Source organism: Frigoribacterium sp. Leaf8 (assembly GCF_001421165.1).
Lineage (GTDB): Bacteria > Actinomycetota > Actinomycetes > Actinomycetales > Microbacteriaceae > Frigoribacterium.
Genome location: NZ_LMKB01000005.1, coordinates 1162268 through 1178902 on the forward strand (window position 1 = coordinate 1162268; position 16635 = coordinate 1178902).

The following is a 16635-nucleotide window of genomic DNA, read 5'->3' on the forward strand; positions in this document are numbered from 1 at the left end:
CTCGGCCCGGCGACTCGCGGCGGGTCAGCCCGGCCCGGCGACCCGGGGCGGGTCAGCTCGGGACGGCCGCGCCCTCGACGAGGGTCCAGCCGCCGTCGGCCGCCCGGCGCACCGCGCCGGCCCGCTCGAACGCGTCGAGCCAGCCACCCATCGGCCACTCGCCCCACCGCTCGGCGAAGAGGCCGCCGTTGCGCACGACGTCGGACAGGTGGCGCCACGGCGGTGACGACGTCGGGTGGTACTGGTGGTACGCGTGGGCGCCGCCGACCCAGACGAGCGGGACGTCGAGCGAGCGCGCGATGAAGGCGAAGTCGGTGTCCTCGCCGCCGTAGCCCTCGTATCGCTCGTCGAAGCCGCCGAGCCGCGCCCAGGCGTCCGGCGTCACCGCGAACGACAGCGACCAGAACAGCGGATAGTCCGCGGCGCCCGCGACGAGCGTCGTCCCCGCAGGAGGCGCGGGTCGCGCCGCGTGCGGAGCGGTCGCCCCCTCGAGCCCCTCGCCGGCGCCGAGCACGAACCCCTCGGGCAGGTAGGTGACGGGTCCGCTCAGGAGAGCCTCCGGGTGGTCGAGCGCCGCCTGCTCGTAGTGGCGGAAGAGGTCGGGGCCGGGGACGCAGTCGGCGTCGAGGAACACGATGAGCGTGGCACCGTGACCGACGGCCGCGTCGGCTCCGCGGTTGCGTCCGGCGGCGAGGCGCAGGCCGTCGGGACCCGGCGGGACGTGCAGGGTCGTGACCCCGGCCAGGGCGGGCACGTCGGGGGCGGGGGTCTCGTCGAGCCAGACGACCACGTGGCCGGCGTCGGGTGCCACCTGCCGGACGAACCGCAGCTGGTTGGCGACGTGCTTCATGCGGGTGGCGGACGCGAGGGTCACCACCACGACGGTCACGAGGCGACCCCCGCGAGGTCGGTGCCGACGGCGGGGTCGGAACCGACGGCGGGCTCGGCGCCGACGGCGGGCTCGGCGCGCGCGGGGCCGACGCCGTGCGCGCCCCGACCGGCCACCTCGGCGACCACCGCGGCGGCGCGGGCGGCAGCCCCCTCGACCTGCCACGCCGACCAGTCGGGCCGCAGCCCCCGGGCGCGCTCGACCACCGACGGCCACTCGGCGTCGGCGGGCCAGGACGGCGCCACGACGGCGAGACCGGCCCGGTCGAGCGCCCGGGCGGTCGTGAGCTGTTCGTCGAAGGGTCGGGTCTGCGGCACGACCACGGCACGTGCGCCGAGGGCGGCGAGGTCGGCGACGGTGTTCTGGCCGGCCCAGGTCACGATCACCTCGGCCGAGGTCATGGCCGACCACGGATCGTCGACCCAGGTGTCGAGCCCGAGGGCCGACCAGGTCGTGCCGGGCGTGGCCCGAGCCGCGCGGGCGACCGCGGCCGAGAGGTCCCCGTGGTCGCTGCCGCCGGCACCGCCCACGAAGAGGACGCTGCCGGGGACGACGGCCGACCCGCGGTCCGAGGCCCCGCGCCCGTCCTGCCGCGAGATCCCGCCGACCCAGCGCACCTTCTCGGCGACCCGGTCGAGCGCCGACGAGTCGTGCGTCCCGGCGGGCCAGGGAGCGATCACGCGCGACGCGGCGTCGTACGCGAGTCGATGGGGTTCGTCGGTGCGGTCGCCGGGTTGCGAGACCACGACGACCTCGACGCCCAGCAGCCGCACGAAGAGCGTCACCTCGACCGAGACGTCGACGACCATCGCGTCGAAGGGGCGCCCGCCGGCCGCGGCCCCGGCGATCTCCCCGGCGATGCGGCCCAGGCGGGAGGCGTGCCCGGGGTGCCCCACGGGAGCCCAGTGCAGCAGGCCGCCCACGGTCGGCGAGGCGTCGGCGGGGTGACGGACCACGCCGTCCGGGCCCGTGGTCGGGGCGTCGTCGCGCTCGAGTTCGATCCAGGTGGTGTCGTCCGGCAGGTCGACGGGGGCGCTCAGCGAACTGAAGACGACGACGTCGGCGTCGAGGTGCGGCCGGACGGCCGAGAAGCGGGTGCGGTGCCCGGCACCGTGGTGGTGCACGTACCAGCCGACGAGGGGGCGGGCGACCGTCGAGGTCACGCCGTCACGACCCGTCGGCCCGTGCCGGCCGGGCGCACGGCCGACAGGCCGCCGGCGAGGGACGAGGAGGCACGGTGCCGGCCACCCACGCCGGTCGGCTCCGTCGCGGCGACGACGGACGTGCCCGGCACGCGCTCGTCCGAGGCCACGACGTCGGCGTACAGCCGCTCGAGGACGGCGGCCCGGGCTCGCAGCGAGAACCGGTCGACGGCGTCCTGCCGCACGGTGCGGCGGGCGTCGGCGTCCGTCCCGACCCGGCGCAGCAGGTCGTCGGCCGCGCGCGCCATGCCGTCGAGGTCGCCGGCGGGGACCAGGGCGGCCCCGACCGAACCCGCCACGACCTCGGGGACTCCCCCGACGGCGAACGAGACGACCGGCGTGCCGGTGACCAGCGCCTCCGCGATGACGAGTCCGAAGGGCTCCTCCCACACGGGCGTGACGAGGGCGCAGCCGCTGTGGCCGACGAGGGCCGCGAGCTCGGGCTGGCGCAGTTCGCCGACGTAGTGGGCGGTGGCTCCGAGGTGCGGGGCGACCTCGGTCTCGAAGTAGTCGACGTCGCCGATGCGACCGGCGATCACGAGGCGGCGCCCGGCGCGACGGGCGACCTCGAGGGCGAGGTGCAGCCCCTTCTCGGGGACGATGCGTCCCGACCAGACGAGGTCGTCGCCCCCGGGTCCGAAGCCCCAGCGCTCGGTGTCGACGCCGTTCGGCAGGACGCTCGCCTCGACGCCCTCCCTCGCCCAGGCGGCGGCGGTGTGGCCGCTGACGGCGACGAAGCGGCTGCGCGGCCCGGTGGACGAGCGGTGCGCGGCGAGCATGGCGGGCAGGGTCGGCGTGTGCAGCGTGCTGACCATCGGCACGCCGATGCGGTCGGCCCGGGCGAGCGGGGCGCCGTGCAGGCTGTGGTTGTCGACGAGGTCGTAGTCGTCGGCGTGGTCGGCGACGAACTGCAGGGCGCGTTCGAGCGCCGGCAGCGCGCGCTCGAGGTAGCCGTCGGGGTAGGTCGTGTCGGTCGCCTCGGCCGGGTCGTCGAAGACCACTGCGGGCAGGACGAACTCGGGCGGGCTCTGGTCGAGGTGGTCGGACCCCTCGGTGGCGATCAGCGAGACGCGGTGACCGCGCTCGCGCAGGGTGCGCACCTGGTGGTGGACCGACGACTCGAGTCCGCCGGCGAACGGCTCGCGGATCGGGTAGCGCAGGGGCGCCACGACGACGATGCGCAGGGGCCGGGAGGCGCGGGTCACGCCGTCACCGCCGCGACCGTCGCGAGGGCGCGCTCGTACACCGCGAGGTGGGCGGCCGCCACGTCGTGGCGTTGTCGTCGTCGCACGGACCGACGCTGCCGCTGCAGGGCGGCGCGGTGCGGGGTGCCGCGGCGCGAGGCCGGCACCCGGGCCGGGGCGTCGTGTGCGTCGGCGGTCTCGTCGACGGCGTGCGGGCTGACCAGGGCGATGACGGCCGCGGCCAGCGACGCGGGGTCGTCGAGGTCGAAGGAGGCGGTGGTCCCACGGTCGGGGTGCTGCGCCGCGGCGTGGCCGACGCGGGGCGCGGCGACCGGGACGGCGAGGTCCCAGCACAGCTCGACCCAGCCCGAGTGCGTGCCGTGGCGGTACGGCAGCACCGAGACGTCCAGGTCGGCGAGCGACCGCTCGAGCCGGGCGTCGGTCAGGCGCGGGTGCTCGGCGAGGGTCGCCGACGGTCCGGCGGCCCGGACGAGCTCGCGGATGCGCTCGGCCTGCTCGGGGTCGCGCACGCGCTCGTTCAGGTCGACCCGCGCCTCCACGGCGGCACCGGTGGCGCGCAGGGCGTCGACCGCCGCGAGCAGGGTGCGGACGGTCTCGACGCCCGCGACGTTGGGGCGCAGGTCGCGGAGGTGGACCCCGACGACGACCGTGTCACCAGGTGTGCCGACCGGCAGCTCGACCTCGGGGTCGACGATGGCCGGATGCGCGATGACGGTCGGGCGACGACCCCACCGGGCCTCGACCTCGTCGGCGGCCGCGTCGGTGAGGGTGATCAACTCGTCGGCGGCCGGGATCAGCACGTCGAGGTGCTCGACGTGGGGCGCCTGGTCGACGAGCTGCGGGTTCGTCAGGTCGTGCACCGTGTACACGAGCGGCAGGCGCAGGTCGCGCAGGGCCTCGACGACGGCGACGAGGTGGTCGGTCGGGTACGACTCGGTGCCGAAGTGCACGTGCAGCAGGTCGATCTCGTCGGCGTGGGCGCGGAGCCAGTCGGCGTCCAGCACCACCGGGGGCCACCAGCGGTCCGGCTCGGCGGGGTCGGGCAGCGGGTCGGCGAGGTGGACGACGCGGCCGGAGGCGTCGTCGGGGTCGAGCAACGAGCGGACGTACGGGTGGCCGGCCGGGACGGAGGCCACGCGGAGGGGCGCGACGACGACGGTCTCGTCGGACGCGGGGGCCGTGGTCGACGGCGACGTCGGGGCGTGATGGGTCATCGGGGCCTCCTCGGCGTGATCAGGTCGCTCGCCGTGGCGGACCGGCGCGAGGCCTGTCTCGCGGGACGACGAGCACCCGCGACGATGCGGGTGAGGTGTGCCGGGGCTGGCGGCGGGAAAGGATGACGCGACCGGGGAAGTCGCTGTTGACTCAACATAGGCCCGCGCGACCCCCTTTGTCCGTTCCGAGCGAGGGCCGGAGGGAAGCATGTCCGAACAGCGAACCGAACCCGACGGCCGCACCCGTCACTACGGCGACTTCTACGGTCTGAGCGAGCCGGAGGGCGACGGGGCGATCGCCCTCGTGGTGGGCAACTGCCAGGCCGAGTCGCTGCGGATCTTCCTCGACGGCGCGGGCCTCACGACCGTCCGGATGCCGCCCGTGCACGAGCTCACGGCCGCCGACCTGCCGCAGCTCGGCCGGTGGCTCGGCCGGGCCGGGCTGCTGGTCTCGCAACCGGTGCGCGACGACTACCACGACCTCCCGCTCGGCACGGCGCAGCTGGCCGCGATGCTGCCCCGGGAGGCGCGGGTCGTCCGGGTGCCCGTCGTCCGGTTCGCGGGCCTCTACCCCGCGCACGTCATCGTGCGCCCGCCGAGCGACGTCTCGCTCGTGCCGCCCGTGGTCGAGTACCACGACGTCCGGCTGATCGCCGAGGCCGCCGGGCGGCCCCTCCCGGGAGGCGCCCTGACGCCCGCCGTCGTCCGGTCGGTCGCGGAGCAGTCGCTGGCCGAGCTGCGGAAGCGCGAGGTCGCCCACGACAGCGTCGTCGCGTCGGACCTGTTCGAGGTCGGTGCGGGCGCCGACGGGGCCGGCACGCCGCGCTTCGACCAGATGCGCACCCTGAACCACCCCGGCAACCCGGTCTGGACGGCTCTCGCCTCGCGCGTCCGCGAGCGCCTCGGCCTGCCCGAGCACGTCGTCGACCCGGGCCGACCCGTGCTCTCGAGCGTGCACGCCCCGCGCGAGCAGGCGGTGATCGATGCCTGGGGCCTCGACGACGAGGCGACCGATCACTGGGTCGTCGGCGGTGAGCGCGTCGACGCCGACGAGGTCCGTCGGGCACACCTCGCCTGGTACGCCGAGCACCCGGACGCGGTCGAGGCCGCGCTGGCCCGGCACGCCGACACGTTCGCGATGTGGGGTGCGGCGTGAGCGGCGGGGCGGTCGATCCCTCGACCCGCGAGGCGACCGCGCGCGACTCGGCCCGGTCGACCGCGCGGGACGGTGCGGCGGCCACGATCGACCTCGTCGAGCTGCCCGTGGTGGTCACGCACCACGATCCGCAGCACGGCGTCGCGACCTACGCGGCCCAGATCGCCGCGACGGTCGAGGCCCGCACCGGTCGGCACCTCGCCCTCGACGTCGCCGACCTGCTCGACGTGCCCGACGTCGAGGGGGGCGACGACGCCCGCCCGGCCGACACCGTCGACGTCGGCGTCCCGCGGGTCCACCTGCAGTTCACCGACCGGCTCTGGGGCCCCTCGCCGTCCGCCGCGGCCGACGTCGTCGAGCACCTGGCCGACACGACGGCGCTCACGGTCACCCTGCACGACCTGCCGCAGCCGTCGGACGGCGAGCGCAACCTGAGGAGGCGCGGTGAGGCCTACGGTCGCGTGGTGGCCGCCGCACGAGGCGTCGTGGTCAACAGCGACCACGAGCGCTCCCTCCTGCGCGAGTGGGTCGGCTTCGACGGCCCGGTCGAGGTGATCCCCCTGCCGGTCGACCGGCACCCCCTGCCGCCGGAGCGGACCGGGCCGGACGGGCTCCCCGAGCCCGCCGGGCCGGACGGGCTCCCCGAGTCGGACGGCGACGTCGCGGTCATCGGCTTCTTCTACCCGGGCAAGGGGCACGCCGAGGTCGTGGCGGCCGTGGCCGGACTCGCGGCGGCGCGGCACGACGCCGCCGGCGACCGGGGCGGCAGCGGGGCGACGCGACCGGACGCGCGGGCGACCGGCGTCGTGGCGCTCGGCCGCGCCTCCTCGGGGCACGAGGCCGAGCTGCAGCAGCTGGTCGACGAGGCGGCGGCGCTCGGCGTGCCGTTCGGCGCGACGGGCTACCTCGACGACGCGACGCTGCTCGACCGCGCCCGGCGCGCGTCGGTGCCCGTGGCGGCGCACCAGCACGTGTCGGCCTCCGGATCGATCGCGACCTGGATCGCGGCCGGGCGACGACCGCTCGTGCCCGACACGAGGTACTCGCGCGAGATGGCCGCCCTCCGGCCGGGCACGCTCACGCTCTACCCCGACGGCGGTCTGGCGACGGCGATCGCGACCGCCCTGGCCGACCCGGCGTCGACCTGGCTCGACGACGACGCCCGGACCCTGCCCGGCCTCGACGAGGTGGCCGACGTCTACGCGGCGTGGTGGGCCGAGGGGGTGCGCTGGTGAGCCGCGACGCCGGGTCGCCGGTGTCCGACGCGACCGACACCGCGCCTCCTGCGGGTGGGCGGTTCGTCGTCGGCAACGCGTGGGACGCCCTCGACGGGGTGTGGCCCGACCTGCCGCCGCTCGTGTCGGTGGTCGTCGTGCACTACCGGCAGCAGGCCGAGCTCGACCGCACGCTGGCGGCGCTCGCGCGTCAGAGCTACCCGGCCGAACGGCTCGAGGTGATCGTCGTCGACGACGGATCGCCGACGCCACCCACCGTGCCCGAGGGGGTGCGGCTGATCGTGCAGGAGGACCTCGGGTTCCGGCTCTCGGCCGCCCGCAACGTCGGCGTCGCCGCGTCGTCGGGGTCGGTGCTGTGCTTCGTCGACGCCGACACGTCACCCGAGCCGGACTACGTGCTGCGGCTGACCCGGCTGCCGGCGCTCGCCCCCGAGGCGGTGACGGTCGGCCAGCGGAAGCACGCGGACTTCGCCGGGGTGCTGGGTGGTGACGGCGGGGTCGGTGACGGCGTGGCCGTGCCGGTGTCGGAGCCGGTCGAGGTGGCAGGGCCGGCCCACGAGCTGGAGCAGCCGCGCTGGTTGCAGCAGGCGTACGGCTGGTCGGCCGACCTGCTGCACGCCGACGACCGGTCGTACCGCCACCTGATCGGGGCGGTCACCTGCTGCACCCGCTGGTTCTTCGACCAGGTCGGCGGCTTCGACGAGTCGTTCACGAGCTACGGGGGCGAGGACTGGGAGTGGGCCCACCGCGCGTGGCTCGCCGGCGGCGTGTTCGCGCACGTGCCGGGCGCCGTGGCGTGGCATGACGGGCCGGACTGGGCGGGACGGGCGACGAGTGCCGGCGCCGGGTCGGCGGGGTCGGCGGACTCGGCGGACTCGGCGGACCCAGCGGACTCGGCGGCTTCGGCGGCGTCGGCGGTGGCTCGCGAGGACCAGGAGGCGCGGCGTCAGGCCGAGAAGAACGGCGAGACCCTGCGCCTCGCCGATCTGATCGCCGTGCGCGGCTCGCGCGGGTTCGGAGTGCGCAGTCGCGCGGTGGACGTCTGCGTCGACCTGGTCGCCGCCGTCGGGACCTCGATCTCGGCCGGTGCGGCGTTCGTCGCGGTGGACAGCGTGCTGGCGGCGATGCCGGACGTGACGGTCGTGGTGCCGGACGACGTGGCCCCGGTCTTCGAGGCGGACCAGCGGGTGCGAGGACGCTCGTCGGACGCTGCCGCCGCGGCGCTGTCCGGTGCCCGGGTGGTCGTGACGCTCGACGGGCCCGTGCGGGTACTGCCCGCGGTGGAGGCCGGCGGCTCGGACGACGCCCGGGTGCAGGCCCTGGCCGCTGCGGTCGGCCTCGGGGACGACGTCGCGCGGGACCTTCGGACGGCGACGGACGCGGTGGGCGTCGGGTCGCTCGGCACGCTCGAGTTGGCGGACCCGTCGGGCCGCGTGCTCGTGACGGTCGAGTCGCGCCGGGCCGCCCTGCGCGCCCGACGCTGGGGGGCGGGCGTCGCGTTCGTCTCGCACCGCGCCTCCGTGGACTGGCTGACGCCCGTCGCGGGCGAGCCGAGCGTCGCCGCCTACCTCGGCGGCTGGGGCTGATCCCGGGGCCGCCCCCGCCCGCCCCTCGCCGCCCGGTTGCCCCCGCGCGCTCCTCTCGGCTCCGCATCGTCTGCCGAGTGGGCAGTAATTGATCTTCTCCCGGGGATGAACAACGACAACTGCCCACTCGATCGCGGGTGAGTCGCACTTTCGTCCTCGGCGTCACCCGGTGGCCGCCCAAAAAGCGAAGGAGAGCAACTCTCGGCTCTGTCATCATCTCGACATGAGCACACCCGATACCGGTGGGTACGGGGCCCAAGGGCCCTACCAGACCGACCCAAACCAGCCTTCCGCGGAAACGACCGCCTACCCCACGACCACCGCGACCCTCCCGCCTCAAGGCCCCCCCGTCAAGAAAGCCGCAGGTCTCGCGATCGCTGCGCTCGTCGTCGGCATCGGCGCCTTCCTCTTCGGCCTCGTGCCCGTGTTCGGCGCCTTGGTCGGCATCGCGGCCGTCGTGCTCGGGGTGCTCGCCGTTCGCAAACAGCAGTCCAAGGGGATGGCCGTCACCGGCATCGTGCTCGGCGCTATCGCCGTCGTGTCCTCGCTCGCCATGGCGTTCGGCCTCGGCGCGATCATGAGTGGGGCGTCGGACGACGCACCGGTGGCCGCAGCCGTGGAAACGTCGGCTCCTGTCGAGGAAGTGGCCTCGCCAGCCGCCAGCGAGACGTCGGAACCGGCCCAGGAGGCGCAGGCCCCCGAGCCCGTGGCCCCCGCCGTGCCGGTCGAGTACGCCTCCGCGCTCATCCAAGCCGAGAGCTACTCCTCCATGCTCAACATGAGCAAAGCGGGCATCTACGACCAACTCGTCTCCGAGTACGGCGGGCAGTTCACGCCCGAGGCCGCCCAGTACGCCATCGACACCATCCAGGCGGACTGGAACGCCAACGCGCTCGCCAAGGCGAAGTCCTACCAAGAGACCATGGCGATGTCTCCTGAGGCCATCCGCGATCAGCTGACGAGCGAATACGGCGAGAAGTTCACGCCTGAAGAGGCGGACTACGCCGTTCAGAACCTCGGCAGCTAGACCCACCTCCGACGGTGGTTTAGTGGTCCCGTTCCGTCTTTCGTCGAACGACGAGGGACGGTTCGGGACCACTCGATGGTGGTTTAGGGGGTGGGTGCGACCAGGGTAAGCCAGCCCTCGTCGACGACGTAGCCGAGGGTGGCGTTCGCGGCGACGATGGCGGGGTTGTCGGCCGAACCTCCTGTGCGGAAGCGGAGGACGCCGGCGTCGAGGAGGGCCAGCACCGACGCCGCCTTGACCGCTGCGGCGAGACCTCGACCGCGGTGATCGGGGTGCACGACGGTGACGTCCGTCTCGGCGGTGGGACCGTCGAGGTCGACGACGGTCAGGCCGACGAGGCGACCCGTCGACGTGAGGGCACCCCAGGCCCTGCGGGTCGGTCCGGGTGTCGCCGACGACCGGTCGAAGGGCTCGTGCCGTGTGGCCACGCTGCCCGGGTAGTCGTCGAGGGTCTGCGCGTCGAGAGCGAGGACGTCGTCGACGTCGTGCGGACCGAGCTCGCGGGTCGTGACGTCGGCGACCCTGCCGGACGCGAGGGCGCGGAGGCGGTCACGGTCGACGCGGTCGCCGTCGAGCCGGGCACCGAACGACCGGGCCGCGACGGTCCACCCGGCGCGGAGGAGCGCGGCGGCCTCGGGCGAATCGTCACGGAGGACGGCCGGTGTCTTCACGGTCCGATGGTACGACGCCCCCGCTCGGTAGGGTGGTCGGGTCGCAGTGGGCGGCGCGGACGAGGGGGATCTCATGAGCGACCAGAACGACGGAGCGGACCAGCGGGGCGGGCAGCCGCAGCAGCCGCAGCAGCCGCCCTACGGGCTGCCCTCCTACGGGCAGCCGACGCCCCCGCCCTACGGGCAGCAGTCGCCTCCGCCCTACGGGCAGCAGCCGCCCTACGGGCAGCAGCCCTCCGGCCACCTGCAGCAGCAGCCCGGGTACGGACAGCCCTCGTACGGACAGCCGCCGCAGGGATCGCCCTCCGGCCCGGGTGGTGCGGTCCCCCTCTGGGCGCCGCTGTACGGGGCGGGCCCGGTCGTCGCGGTGAAGCGGTTCTTCCTCAAGTACGCCGACTTCACGGGGCGCGCGAGCCGCAGCGAGTACTGGTGGGTGGTCCTCGCCAACACGGTCCTCTACTTCGTCCTCGGCATCGTCGGGTTCCTCGCGGGCCTCCCGGGGAGCACGACCGACTACGACGGCACCCTCGAACCCGGACCCGGTTTCATCCCCTTCGGCTTCGTCTTCGCGATCCTCTTCTTCGGGACGATCGTGCCGTTCCTCTCCCTCGGAGCGCGGCGACTCCACGACATCGACCTCAGCGGATGGTTGCTGCTCATCAACCTCGTCCCGTACCTCGGCGGATTCGTCATCTTCATCCTGTCGCTGCTCGGCCCGAAGCCCGGCGGCGCCCGGTTCGACCGGCCCCGGGCCTGACGGCACCCCAGCCCGGGCGCGGTGACGGCGGCGGACGCGTCACGGTAGTTTCTCGACCATGAGCGCTCCCGACGCCCGCGTGCCCGACGACCGACGTGCCCTCGTCCAGCCGGAGCTGCGCCCCGGCGAGCACCTGCTCTGGTCGGGCGGCCCGGACGAGAGCGTGACCTTCGGTCGCAACGACCTGTTCCTCGTGCCGTTCAGCCTGCTGTGGTGCGGGTTCGCGATCTTCTGGGAGGTCTCCGCGCTGCGCGACGGGGCATCGTGGTTCTTCGTCGCCTTCGGTGGGGTCGTCGTGGCGATCGGCCTCTTCTTCGTGGTCGGCAGGTTCCTGCTCAAGCGGGCCCGGAAGGCGAAGACGGGTTACGCGGTCACCGACCGGCGGTCGTTCCTGGTCGTCGGGTCGACGGTCCACCAGGCGCCGGCGAAGCAGCAGAACCAGGAGGTCTCGTGGTCCCGGGACCGCACCAACGTCAGCGTCGACTGGACGGACTCGATCACGGGGAACACCCCGTTCGGCGCACGGCAGCGTGGCCTGACCAACACGGGCCTCGACGGGGTCATGGCCCCGCTACCGATGACCTTCGTGGACGTGCGCGACGGCGAGGCGCTGCTGCGCGCGCTCGACGAGGCCGGGCGTCCGGAGGCGCGCTGAGGGCCGTCCGCTGATTCCTCCGTCGACGAGAAGCGGACGTCGACGAACCCCGCCGCAGTCAGGCCTGGCGTGACCTCGTCGACCGGGTGCTCGTCGAGCTCCACGCACTCGACCCCTAGGGACTCGAACCCGGCACGGAGGACGGCGCCCCGTGGGGCGAGCATGAACCCGAGGCCGTCCCGACGGCGACGACGACGGCATCGGGCCGCGTCTCCGGCGGTACCGTGAACCCGTGTCCTCCCACCTCCGCCTGATCGAGCCGCGAGACGCCCCCGAGTTGGCCCGGGCGTTGACGCGCAACCGTGAGTTCCTGGCGCCCTGGGACCCCGTGCGCGGTGACGCCTACTTCACGCCCGAGGGGCAGCTGTCGGTGATCTCGTCGCTGCTGGCGCAACGATCCCGGGGTGAGGCGCAGCCGTTCGTCATCGTCGACGAGGGTGCCGTGGTGGGCCGGCTGACCCTCAGCGGGATCGCCCGTGGCCCCTTCCGGTCCTGTGACCTGGGCTACTGGCTGTCGGAGGACCGCAACGGGCGCGGCATCATGACCTCGGCCGTCGGCGAAGCCGTCGACTGGGCGTTCGGCGACGCCGGCCTCCACCGAGTCCAGGCGGGGACGCTCCGTCACAACGTCGGCTCACAGCGGGTCCTGCGGAAGGCGGGTTTCGAGCAGTACGGCATCGCGCCGTCCTACCTCGAGATCGCGGGCCGCTGGCAGGACCACGTCCTCTTCCAGCGGGTCGACGACTCGACGTGAAGCCGAGCACGTCAGCGCGATGCCGCGAGCATCGCGGTGATCGCACGCCACGCGCGTGTCCCCAGCTCCCGGTCCGCGACCTCCGTGCCCCCACGTCGCATGGCCATGCCGCCCTGCACCAACGACTCCCCGGGCAGGATCGCTCGGTGCCCGGCGAGGGCACCAGCCACCACGACGGTGTCGGCGCCGTGGTCTGCGCGGCGACACCGGATGTTCTCCGCGTACAGCGAGCTCGACCACACCTGGTCGTCGCCCCCTGCGACGACGACGACCTCGGCAATGCGCTCCACCTCGATCGCCGCCGCCGCCACCCGGTCTGCGAACGCCTTTCGGGACCGCTCGTACACGGGGGAGAACCGAGGAGGTTCCTCCGTCCCCCGATACTCCTGGTCGATCGGTACGAACGGTATGGGCGCCCCACCCCATGTCCAGTGCGAGTGTTCGGCACCGGCCGGGTCGTACCCCGCCCACACGACGTCCGACGGGGCGAACGCGAACACACCGGACACCCCGGGCGCGCGGGCGGCCGTCGCGAGGGCGGCCTCCGCCCCGAACGACGTCCCGACGATCCAGACCCGGTCGCATTCCCTGGCGAGGGCGTCCAAACGGTCCACGAAGGTCTCCAGCGGGACGTCCCACGGCCCGGCGCTCTGCCCCTCGCCTCCGAACCACCGGATCGACTCGGCCAATGCGCCGTGCGCCGCAAAGAGCCTGGCGCGCTCGCCGTCCACCCGTCCACTCGACCCCGCGAGCACGAGGACGCCGTCGCCCGACGGTTGGGCCGGTAACCAACGCACCCCTTCGGGCCGTGCGAGGTCGGCCCGACGCATGCCGGGCACGGCGGGCAGAGCAGACGAAGTCGTCACCGCCGGGCGAACCCGTCGAGTGCGGCACTGAGCACCTCGACCTGACGCGGGCCGCCGTGCCCCTCGTCCTCGACCACGGTGAGGGTGCTCGCCGGCCAGGCACGGTGCAGGAGCCACGGCGTGATCGCCGGCCCGCTGACGTCACGACGGCCGTGCACCAACGCGGCGGGGACCTGGGCGATCCGTGGCAGCCGCGCCATGATCGACCGCTCGCCCGGGAGGAAGCCGTCGTTGCTCCAGTAGTGGGTGACGAGCGTGGCGAACGCCTCCCGCCGGCCGGGTCCCAGATGCCCCCGCCCGCGGGACCCGGGATCGTCGAGGCTGACATGGACGCTCTCCCACCGGTCCCAACTCGCCGCGGCCGCCGCACGATCGGCCTCGTCGTCGGAGGCCAGCCGTCTCGCGTAGGCGTCGACCGGTCTCTCGTCGTCGCGCCTCCTGCTCTCGCGCTCGAACACGGCCCAGTCCTCGGGGAAGAGCCGTCCGACCCCCTCGGTGATCCAGTCGACCTCGTCGCGACTCGTGGTCGTGACCGCCATGAGCGCCAGGGCTCGGACGCGGTCCGGGTGCTCCTCGGCGTAGGCCAGCGCGAGCGTCGTGCCCCACGACACCCCGCCGACGACCCAGCTGTCGATGCCGAGACCTTCACGGACCTCCTCGAGGTCGGCGACGAGTCGCGGCGTCGTGTGCCGTGCGAGGTGGGCCAGGTCGTCGACGACGTTCGGCGTGCTGCGCCCAGAACCGCGCTGGTCGATGCCGACGAGCCGATAGGCCCGGGGATCGAACGACCGTCGGTAGCCGCCCTGACCGAGCGACCCGCCGGGCCCGCCGTGCAACCAGAGGGCGGGGACGCCGTCGGGACGCCCCGACTCCTCGACGTAGAGCGAGGCGCCGTCGGTCGTCTCGAGGAAGGCCGTCCGGTAGGGGTCGTGGGGCGGGTGGCTCATGCGGCCACCGTAGTCACCAGCTCACCGCGAGCGCGACGGCCCCCCGCGTGGCCCAGGCCGTCGCCCCGTCGGCAACTCCGGGTCGCTGTCGCAGCCGCTCCCCTCCCGTGCGGAAGCGGGCACCCCGCCGCAGCACGAGCCCGGAATTGCCGACACCGGAGTCCGAGCCGGAGGCCCCGGGGGCGTTGTCGAGGGATGGGAGGCGCCCGCGGCAGACCGGTAGCCCCGTCAGAGCACCGTGTAGCCGGCGGCGAGCGCCGAGCGACCCGTCAGGGCCGTCAGGAGGCGCGGCGCGTCAGCCCACGGAGCATCGGCCACGAGGGCCCCGAGCACCACCAGCGCCTGACGACCCGCGACCTCGGGCGCCTGCCCGTCGAGCCCGGCGGCCGCCCTGAGGTCGCCCGTGTGCACCACGAGCTCGACGACGCGCGTCGGGAGGTACGCCTCGAGCCGCCATTCGCCGACCGGCGTCTCGACCCGCGCGTCCGCGATCCGTGCGGCGACCACGCCGGTCACCCGTCGCACGACGGCGTCGACGCTCTCGGGCAGGTGGGCGCCGAGGTCCCGTCCTGCCTGCCGCCCCCGCTCGGCGACCTCGTCCGGGTCGGCACGGCCGCCCCGGACCGCCCGGTAGTAGTCGACGGTCCGGTGGCCGGAATCCGACGACCCGGGCCGCAGGTACTGCTCGACCGTGAGCAGGGCCCGCGACGTGTGGCCGACGAGGTCGCGGTGGTTCCACTTGCCGAGGGCCGGGGCGTCCCAGAGGGCCGGCGGCCGGTCCAGCTCGTGCACCGTCTCGGCGAACCATCGCGCCGCCGCCCCGAACGCGTCGCGGACCGTCGCGAAGCTCTCGTCCATGGGGTGAGCCTAGATCCGGCCGTGACCTGCGTCGCGGGGTGTCCACCCGGCCGTCACCATGCCCTAGCCTCGCCATCGTGGGGAAACGTCAGATCTACGTCGAGACCGTGATCGACGCCGACCTCGACCGGGTCTGGGCCGCCACGCAGGACCCCGCGCAGCACGTCCGCTGGGACGTCCGCTTCTCGAGCATCACCCCCGGGCCGCCGGACGCCGACGGGTCGACCCCGTTCCGCTACGTCCGCCGCACGCCCGTCCACACCGTCCGGGGCACGGGCGTCAGCATCGGCGAGCGCCACGGCCGGGACGGTTCGCGCACGTCCGCCCTGCGCTTCGCGACCGACGACGTCCTCTCGCCGATCCGGGCCGGTCGCGGGTACTGGCGCTACGTCCCCACCGCCGACGGACGGACGCGCTTCGTGACCGGCTACGACTACGACCCGGGTTGGGGCCCGCTCGACCTGGTCGTGCGTCCGCTGCTCGGTTGGGCGACGGCGTACAGCTTCGACCGCCTGCGCCTCTGGCTCGAGACCGGCCGCGAACCCGAGCGGTGGCCGCTCGCCTGCGCTCTCGCGTTCTGGCGTCCGGACCGCCCCCGCGCCTCCCGCACCCTGCGTGCGCCCGCCGGCGGCACGCGCGCGGGCGACCACCTGAAGGAGGCGCCGGTCACCCTGGCCGCGCTGCCCGACCCCGCGAGGCGGTCACCCCGATGACGTCGATCTTCGAGCAGGCCCTCGGCGAGGACTTCCCGCGTCTGCACCCGATGATGCAGCGACGTTTCGGCGTCGGTCTCGACTCGGGCGAGGCCTGCGTGGGCCGGGGGGTCATGTCGTCGATCCGGCGGGGCCCGTGGTGGACGGTCCCGTTCTTGCAGATCGGGCGGTTGCGCAACATCCTGGTGCCCGACGTCGGCCACGACGTGCCCTTCGTCATCGAGAACTACCCGTACCGCGACGCACTCGGACGCGAGACGGTCACCTTCGTCCGCTCGTACTCGGTGCCGCGCCGCCGCGCGGGAAGACGGCCGGTCCGATTCGACGCGACGATGGTGCTCGACCGGGGGCGGGTGCTCGACTACCTCGGCACACACCAGCACCTCGCGGTCGACCTCGACCTGTCGGTCGACGACCGCGGCGGCCTCGTGCTGCGATCCGGGGCGCAGCGCTTCCACGAGTGCCCCGTCTCGTTCCGCTTCCCGATGCTGTTCAGCGGTCGGGCCGAGTTGCACGAGTGGTGGTCCGACGACGACGAGTCGTTCCACGTCGACCTCGAGGTGCACAATCACCGCTTCGGGTTCCTCTTCGGCTACCGCGGCGCCTTCACCTGCGAGTGGGTCGCCGCCTCCGATGCGCCCGCCCGTCTCAAGCCGCGACGCACCGAGGCGCGTCTCTAGGCCCCGGAGCGGAGCGTGCGTCCCGTCCCCCCTGTCGGCAAGTCCTGACTCCCGTCACGGCCGCACCCGTCCCACGCCGATCCACGCACCCCACCGCAGCACCGCCCAGGAATTGCCGACACCGCGACCGCAACACCGGCACGGCACCGTACCCGGCATCGGCACCGGCACCGGCACCGGCACCGGCACCGGCATCGGCATCGGCATCGGCATCGGCATC

17 protein-coding genes are annotated in these 16635 nt (G+C 74.4%); 9 read left to right on the forward strand and 8 right to left on the reverse strand.

Annotated elements, in window-relative coordinates; translation table 11 throughout:
- Positions 1 to 52: 52 nt before the first annotated feature.
- From ASL10_RS10070 to ASL10_RS10085, 4 genes are read right to left on the reverse strand one after another with little or no spacing between them, the layout of a single operon-like run.
- Entirely contained in the window at positions 53 to 889 is an 837-nt protein-coding gene (locus ASL10_RS10070; protein ID WP_157485365.1) for a glycosyltransferase family 2 protein, read from the reverse strand.
- Complete coding sequence (locus ASL10_RS10075; RefSeq protein WP_082460340.1) at positions 886 to 2052, reverse strand: glycosyltransferase; 1167 nt, start codon at positions 2050 to 2052, stop codon at positions 886 to 888. Before ASL10_RS10075 ends, ASL10_RS10070 begins: the two co-directional genes overlap by 4 nt.
- A complete protein-coding gene (locus ASL10_RS10080; protein ID WP_082460341.1) occupies positions 2049 to 3296 on the reverse strand; it encodes a glycosyltransferase in 1248 nt (415 codons plus the stop codon). The genes ASL10_RS10075 and ASL10_RS10080 overlap by 4 nt, the downstream gene beginning before the upstream one ends.
- Entirely contained in the window at positions 3293 to 4510 is a 1218-nt protein-coding gene (locus ASL10_RS10085; protein WP_056046783.1) for a glycosyltransferase, read from the reverse strand. The genes ASL10_RS10080 and ASL10_RS10085 overlap by 4 nt, the downstream gene beginning before the upstream one ends.
- A 208-nt stretch (positions 4511 to 4718) precedes the next feature.
- On the opposite strand from ASL10_RS10085, the gene ASL10_RS10090 reads away from it, so the two are divergent.
- The 4 genes from ASL10_RS10090 to ASL10_RS10105 all read left to right on the forward strand — a co-directional run bounded on the left by ASL10_RS10090 (position 4719) and on the right by ASL10_RS10105 (position 9514).
- Positions 4719 to 5666: a WcbI family polysaccharide biosynthesis putative acetyltransferase gene (locus tag ASL10_RS10090; protein WP_056046785.1), complete on the forward strand. Its 948-nt coding sequence runs from the start codon at positions 4719 to 4721 to the stop codon at positions 5664 to 5666.
- Complete coding sequence (locus ASL10_RS10095; protein ID WP_157485367.1) at positions 5663 to 6901, forward strand: hypothetical protein; 1239 nt, start codon at positions 5663 to 5665, stop codon at positions 6899 to 6901. The genes ASL10_RS10090 and ASL10_RS10095 overlap by 4 nt, the downstream gene beginning before the upstream one ends.
- Positions 6898 to 8487, forward strand: coding sequence for a glycosyltransferase family 2 protein (locus tag ASL10_RS10100; protein ID WP_235452662.1), 1590 nt, complete (start codon positions 6898 to 6900; stop codon positions 8485 to 8487). The genes ASL10_RS10095 and ASL10_RS10100 overlap by 4 nt, the downstream gene beginning before the upstream one ends.
- A gap of 223 nt (positions 8488 to 8710) precedes the next feature.
- Positions 8711 to 9514 (forward strand): Ltp family lipoprotein, encoded by an 804-nt coding sequence (locus ASL10_RS10105; protein ID WP_235452665.1) that lies wholly within the window; start codon positions 8711 to 8713, stop codon positions 9512 to 9514.
- Between the two features lie 83 nt (positions 9515 to 9597).
- Here the strand turns inward: ASL10_RS10105 and ASL10_RS10110 are convergent, their stop codons facing one another.
- Complete coding sequence (locus ASL10_RS10110) at positions 9598 to 10185, reverse strand: GNAT family N-acetyltransferase (protein ID WP_056046791.1); 588 nt, start codon at positions 10183 to 10185, stop codon at positions 9598 to 9600.
- A 73-nt stretch (positions 10186 to 10258) separates the two neighbouring features.
- Here ASL10_RS10110 and ASL10_RS10115 point away from each other — a divergent pair, with 73 nt between their 5' ends.
- The 3 genes from ASL10_RS10115 (at position 10259) to ASL10_RS10125 (ending at position 12351) form a co-directional block, all read left to right on the forward strand.
- Positions 10259 to 10942, forward strand: a complete 684-nt coding sequence (locus tag ASL10_RS10115; RefSeq protein ID WP_082460451.1) for a DUF805 domain-containing protein — start codon at positions 10259 to 10261, stop codon at positions 10940 to 10942.
- A gap of 58 nt (positions 10943 to 11000) precedes the next feature.
- Positions 11001 to 11597 (forward strand): hypothetical protein, encoded by a 597-nt coding sequence (locus ASL10_RS10120; RefSeq protein ID WP_056046793.1) that lies wholly within the window; start codon positions 11001 to 11003, stop codon positions 11595 to 11597.
- 232 nt (positions 11598 to 11829) lie between these two features.
- Positions 11830 to 12351: a GNAT family N-acetyltransferase gene (locus tag ASL10_RS10125; RefSeq protein WP_056046795.1), complete on the forward strand. Its 522-nt coding sequence runs from the start codon at positions 11830 to 11832 to the stop codon at positions 12349 to 12351.
- A gap of 11 nt (positions 12352 to 12362) precedes the next feature.
- Here the strand turns inward: ASL10_RS10125 and ASL10_RS10130 are convergent, their stop codons facing one another.
- From ASL10_RS10130 to ASL10_RS10140, 3 genes are all read right to left on the reverse strand, one after another.
- Positions 12363 to 13082 (reverse strand): acyl-CoA thioester hydrolase/BAAT C-terminal domain-containing protein, encoded by a 720-nt coding sequence (locus ASL10_RS10130; RefSeq protein WP_056046797.1) that lies wholly within the window; start codon positions 13080 to 13082, stop codon positions 12363 to 12365.
- A 131-nt stretch (positions 13083 to 13213) separates the two neighbouring features.
- Positions 13214 to 14164 carry an alpha/beta fold hydrolase gene (locus ASL10_RS10135; protein WP_056046800.1) on the reverse strand — a complete coding sequence of 317 codons (951 nt, stop codon included), beginning with the start codon at positions 14162 to 14164 and terminating at the stop codon, positions 13214 to 13216.
- A gap of 228 nt (positions 14165 to 14392) precedes the next feature.
- A complete protein-coding gene (locus ASL10_RS10140) occupies positions 14393 to 15022 on the reverse strand; it encodes a maleylpyruvate isomerase N-terminal domain-containing protein (protein ID WP_056046803.1) in 630 nt (209 codons plus the stop codon).
- Between the two features lie 77 nt (positions 15023 to 15099).
- On the opposite strand from ASL10_RS10140, the gene ASL10_RS10145 reads away from it, so the two are divergent.
- Positions 15100 to 15735: an SRPBCC family protein gene (locus tag ASL10_RS10145; protein WP_082460343.1), complete on the forward strand. Its 636-nt coding sequence runs from the start codon at positions 15100 to 15102 to the stop codon at positions 15733 to 15735.
- Positions 15732 to 16415, forward strand: coding sequence for a DUF4166 domain-containing protein (locus ASL10_RS10150; RefSeq protein WP_056046804.1), 684 nt, complete (start codon positions 15732 to 15734; stop codon positions 16413 to 16415). Before ASL10_RS10145 ends, ASL10_RS10150 begins: the two co-directional genes overlap by 4 nt.
- Positions 16416 to 16635: the final 220 nt, after the last annotated feature.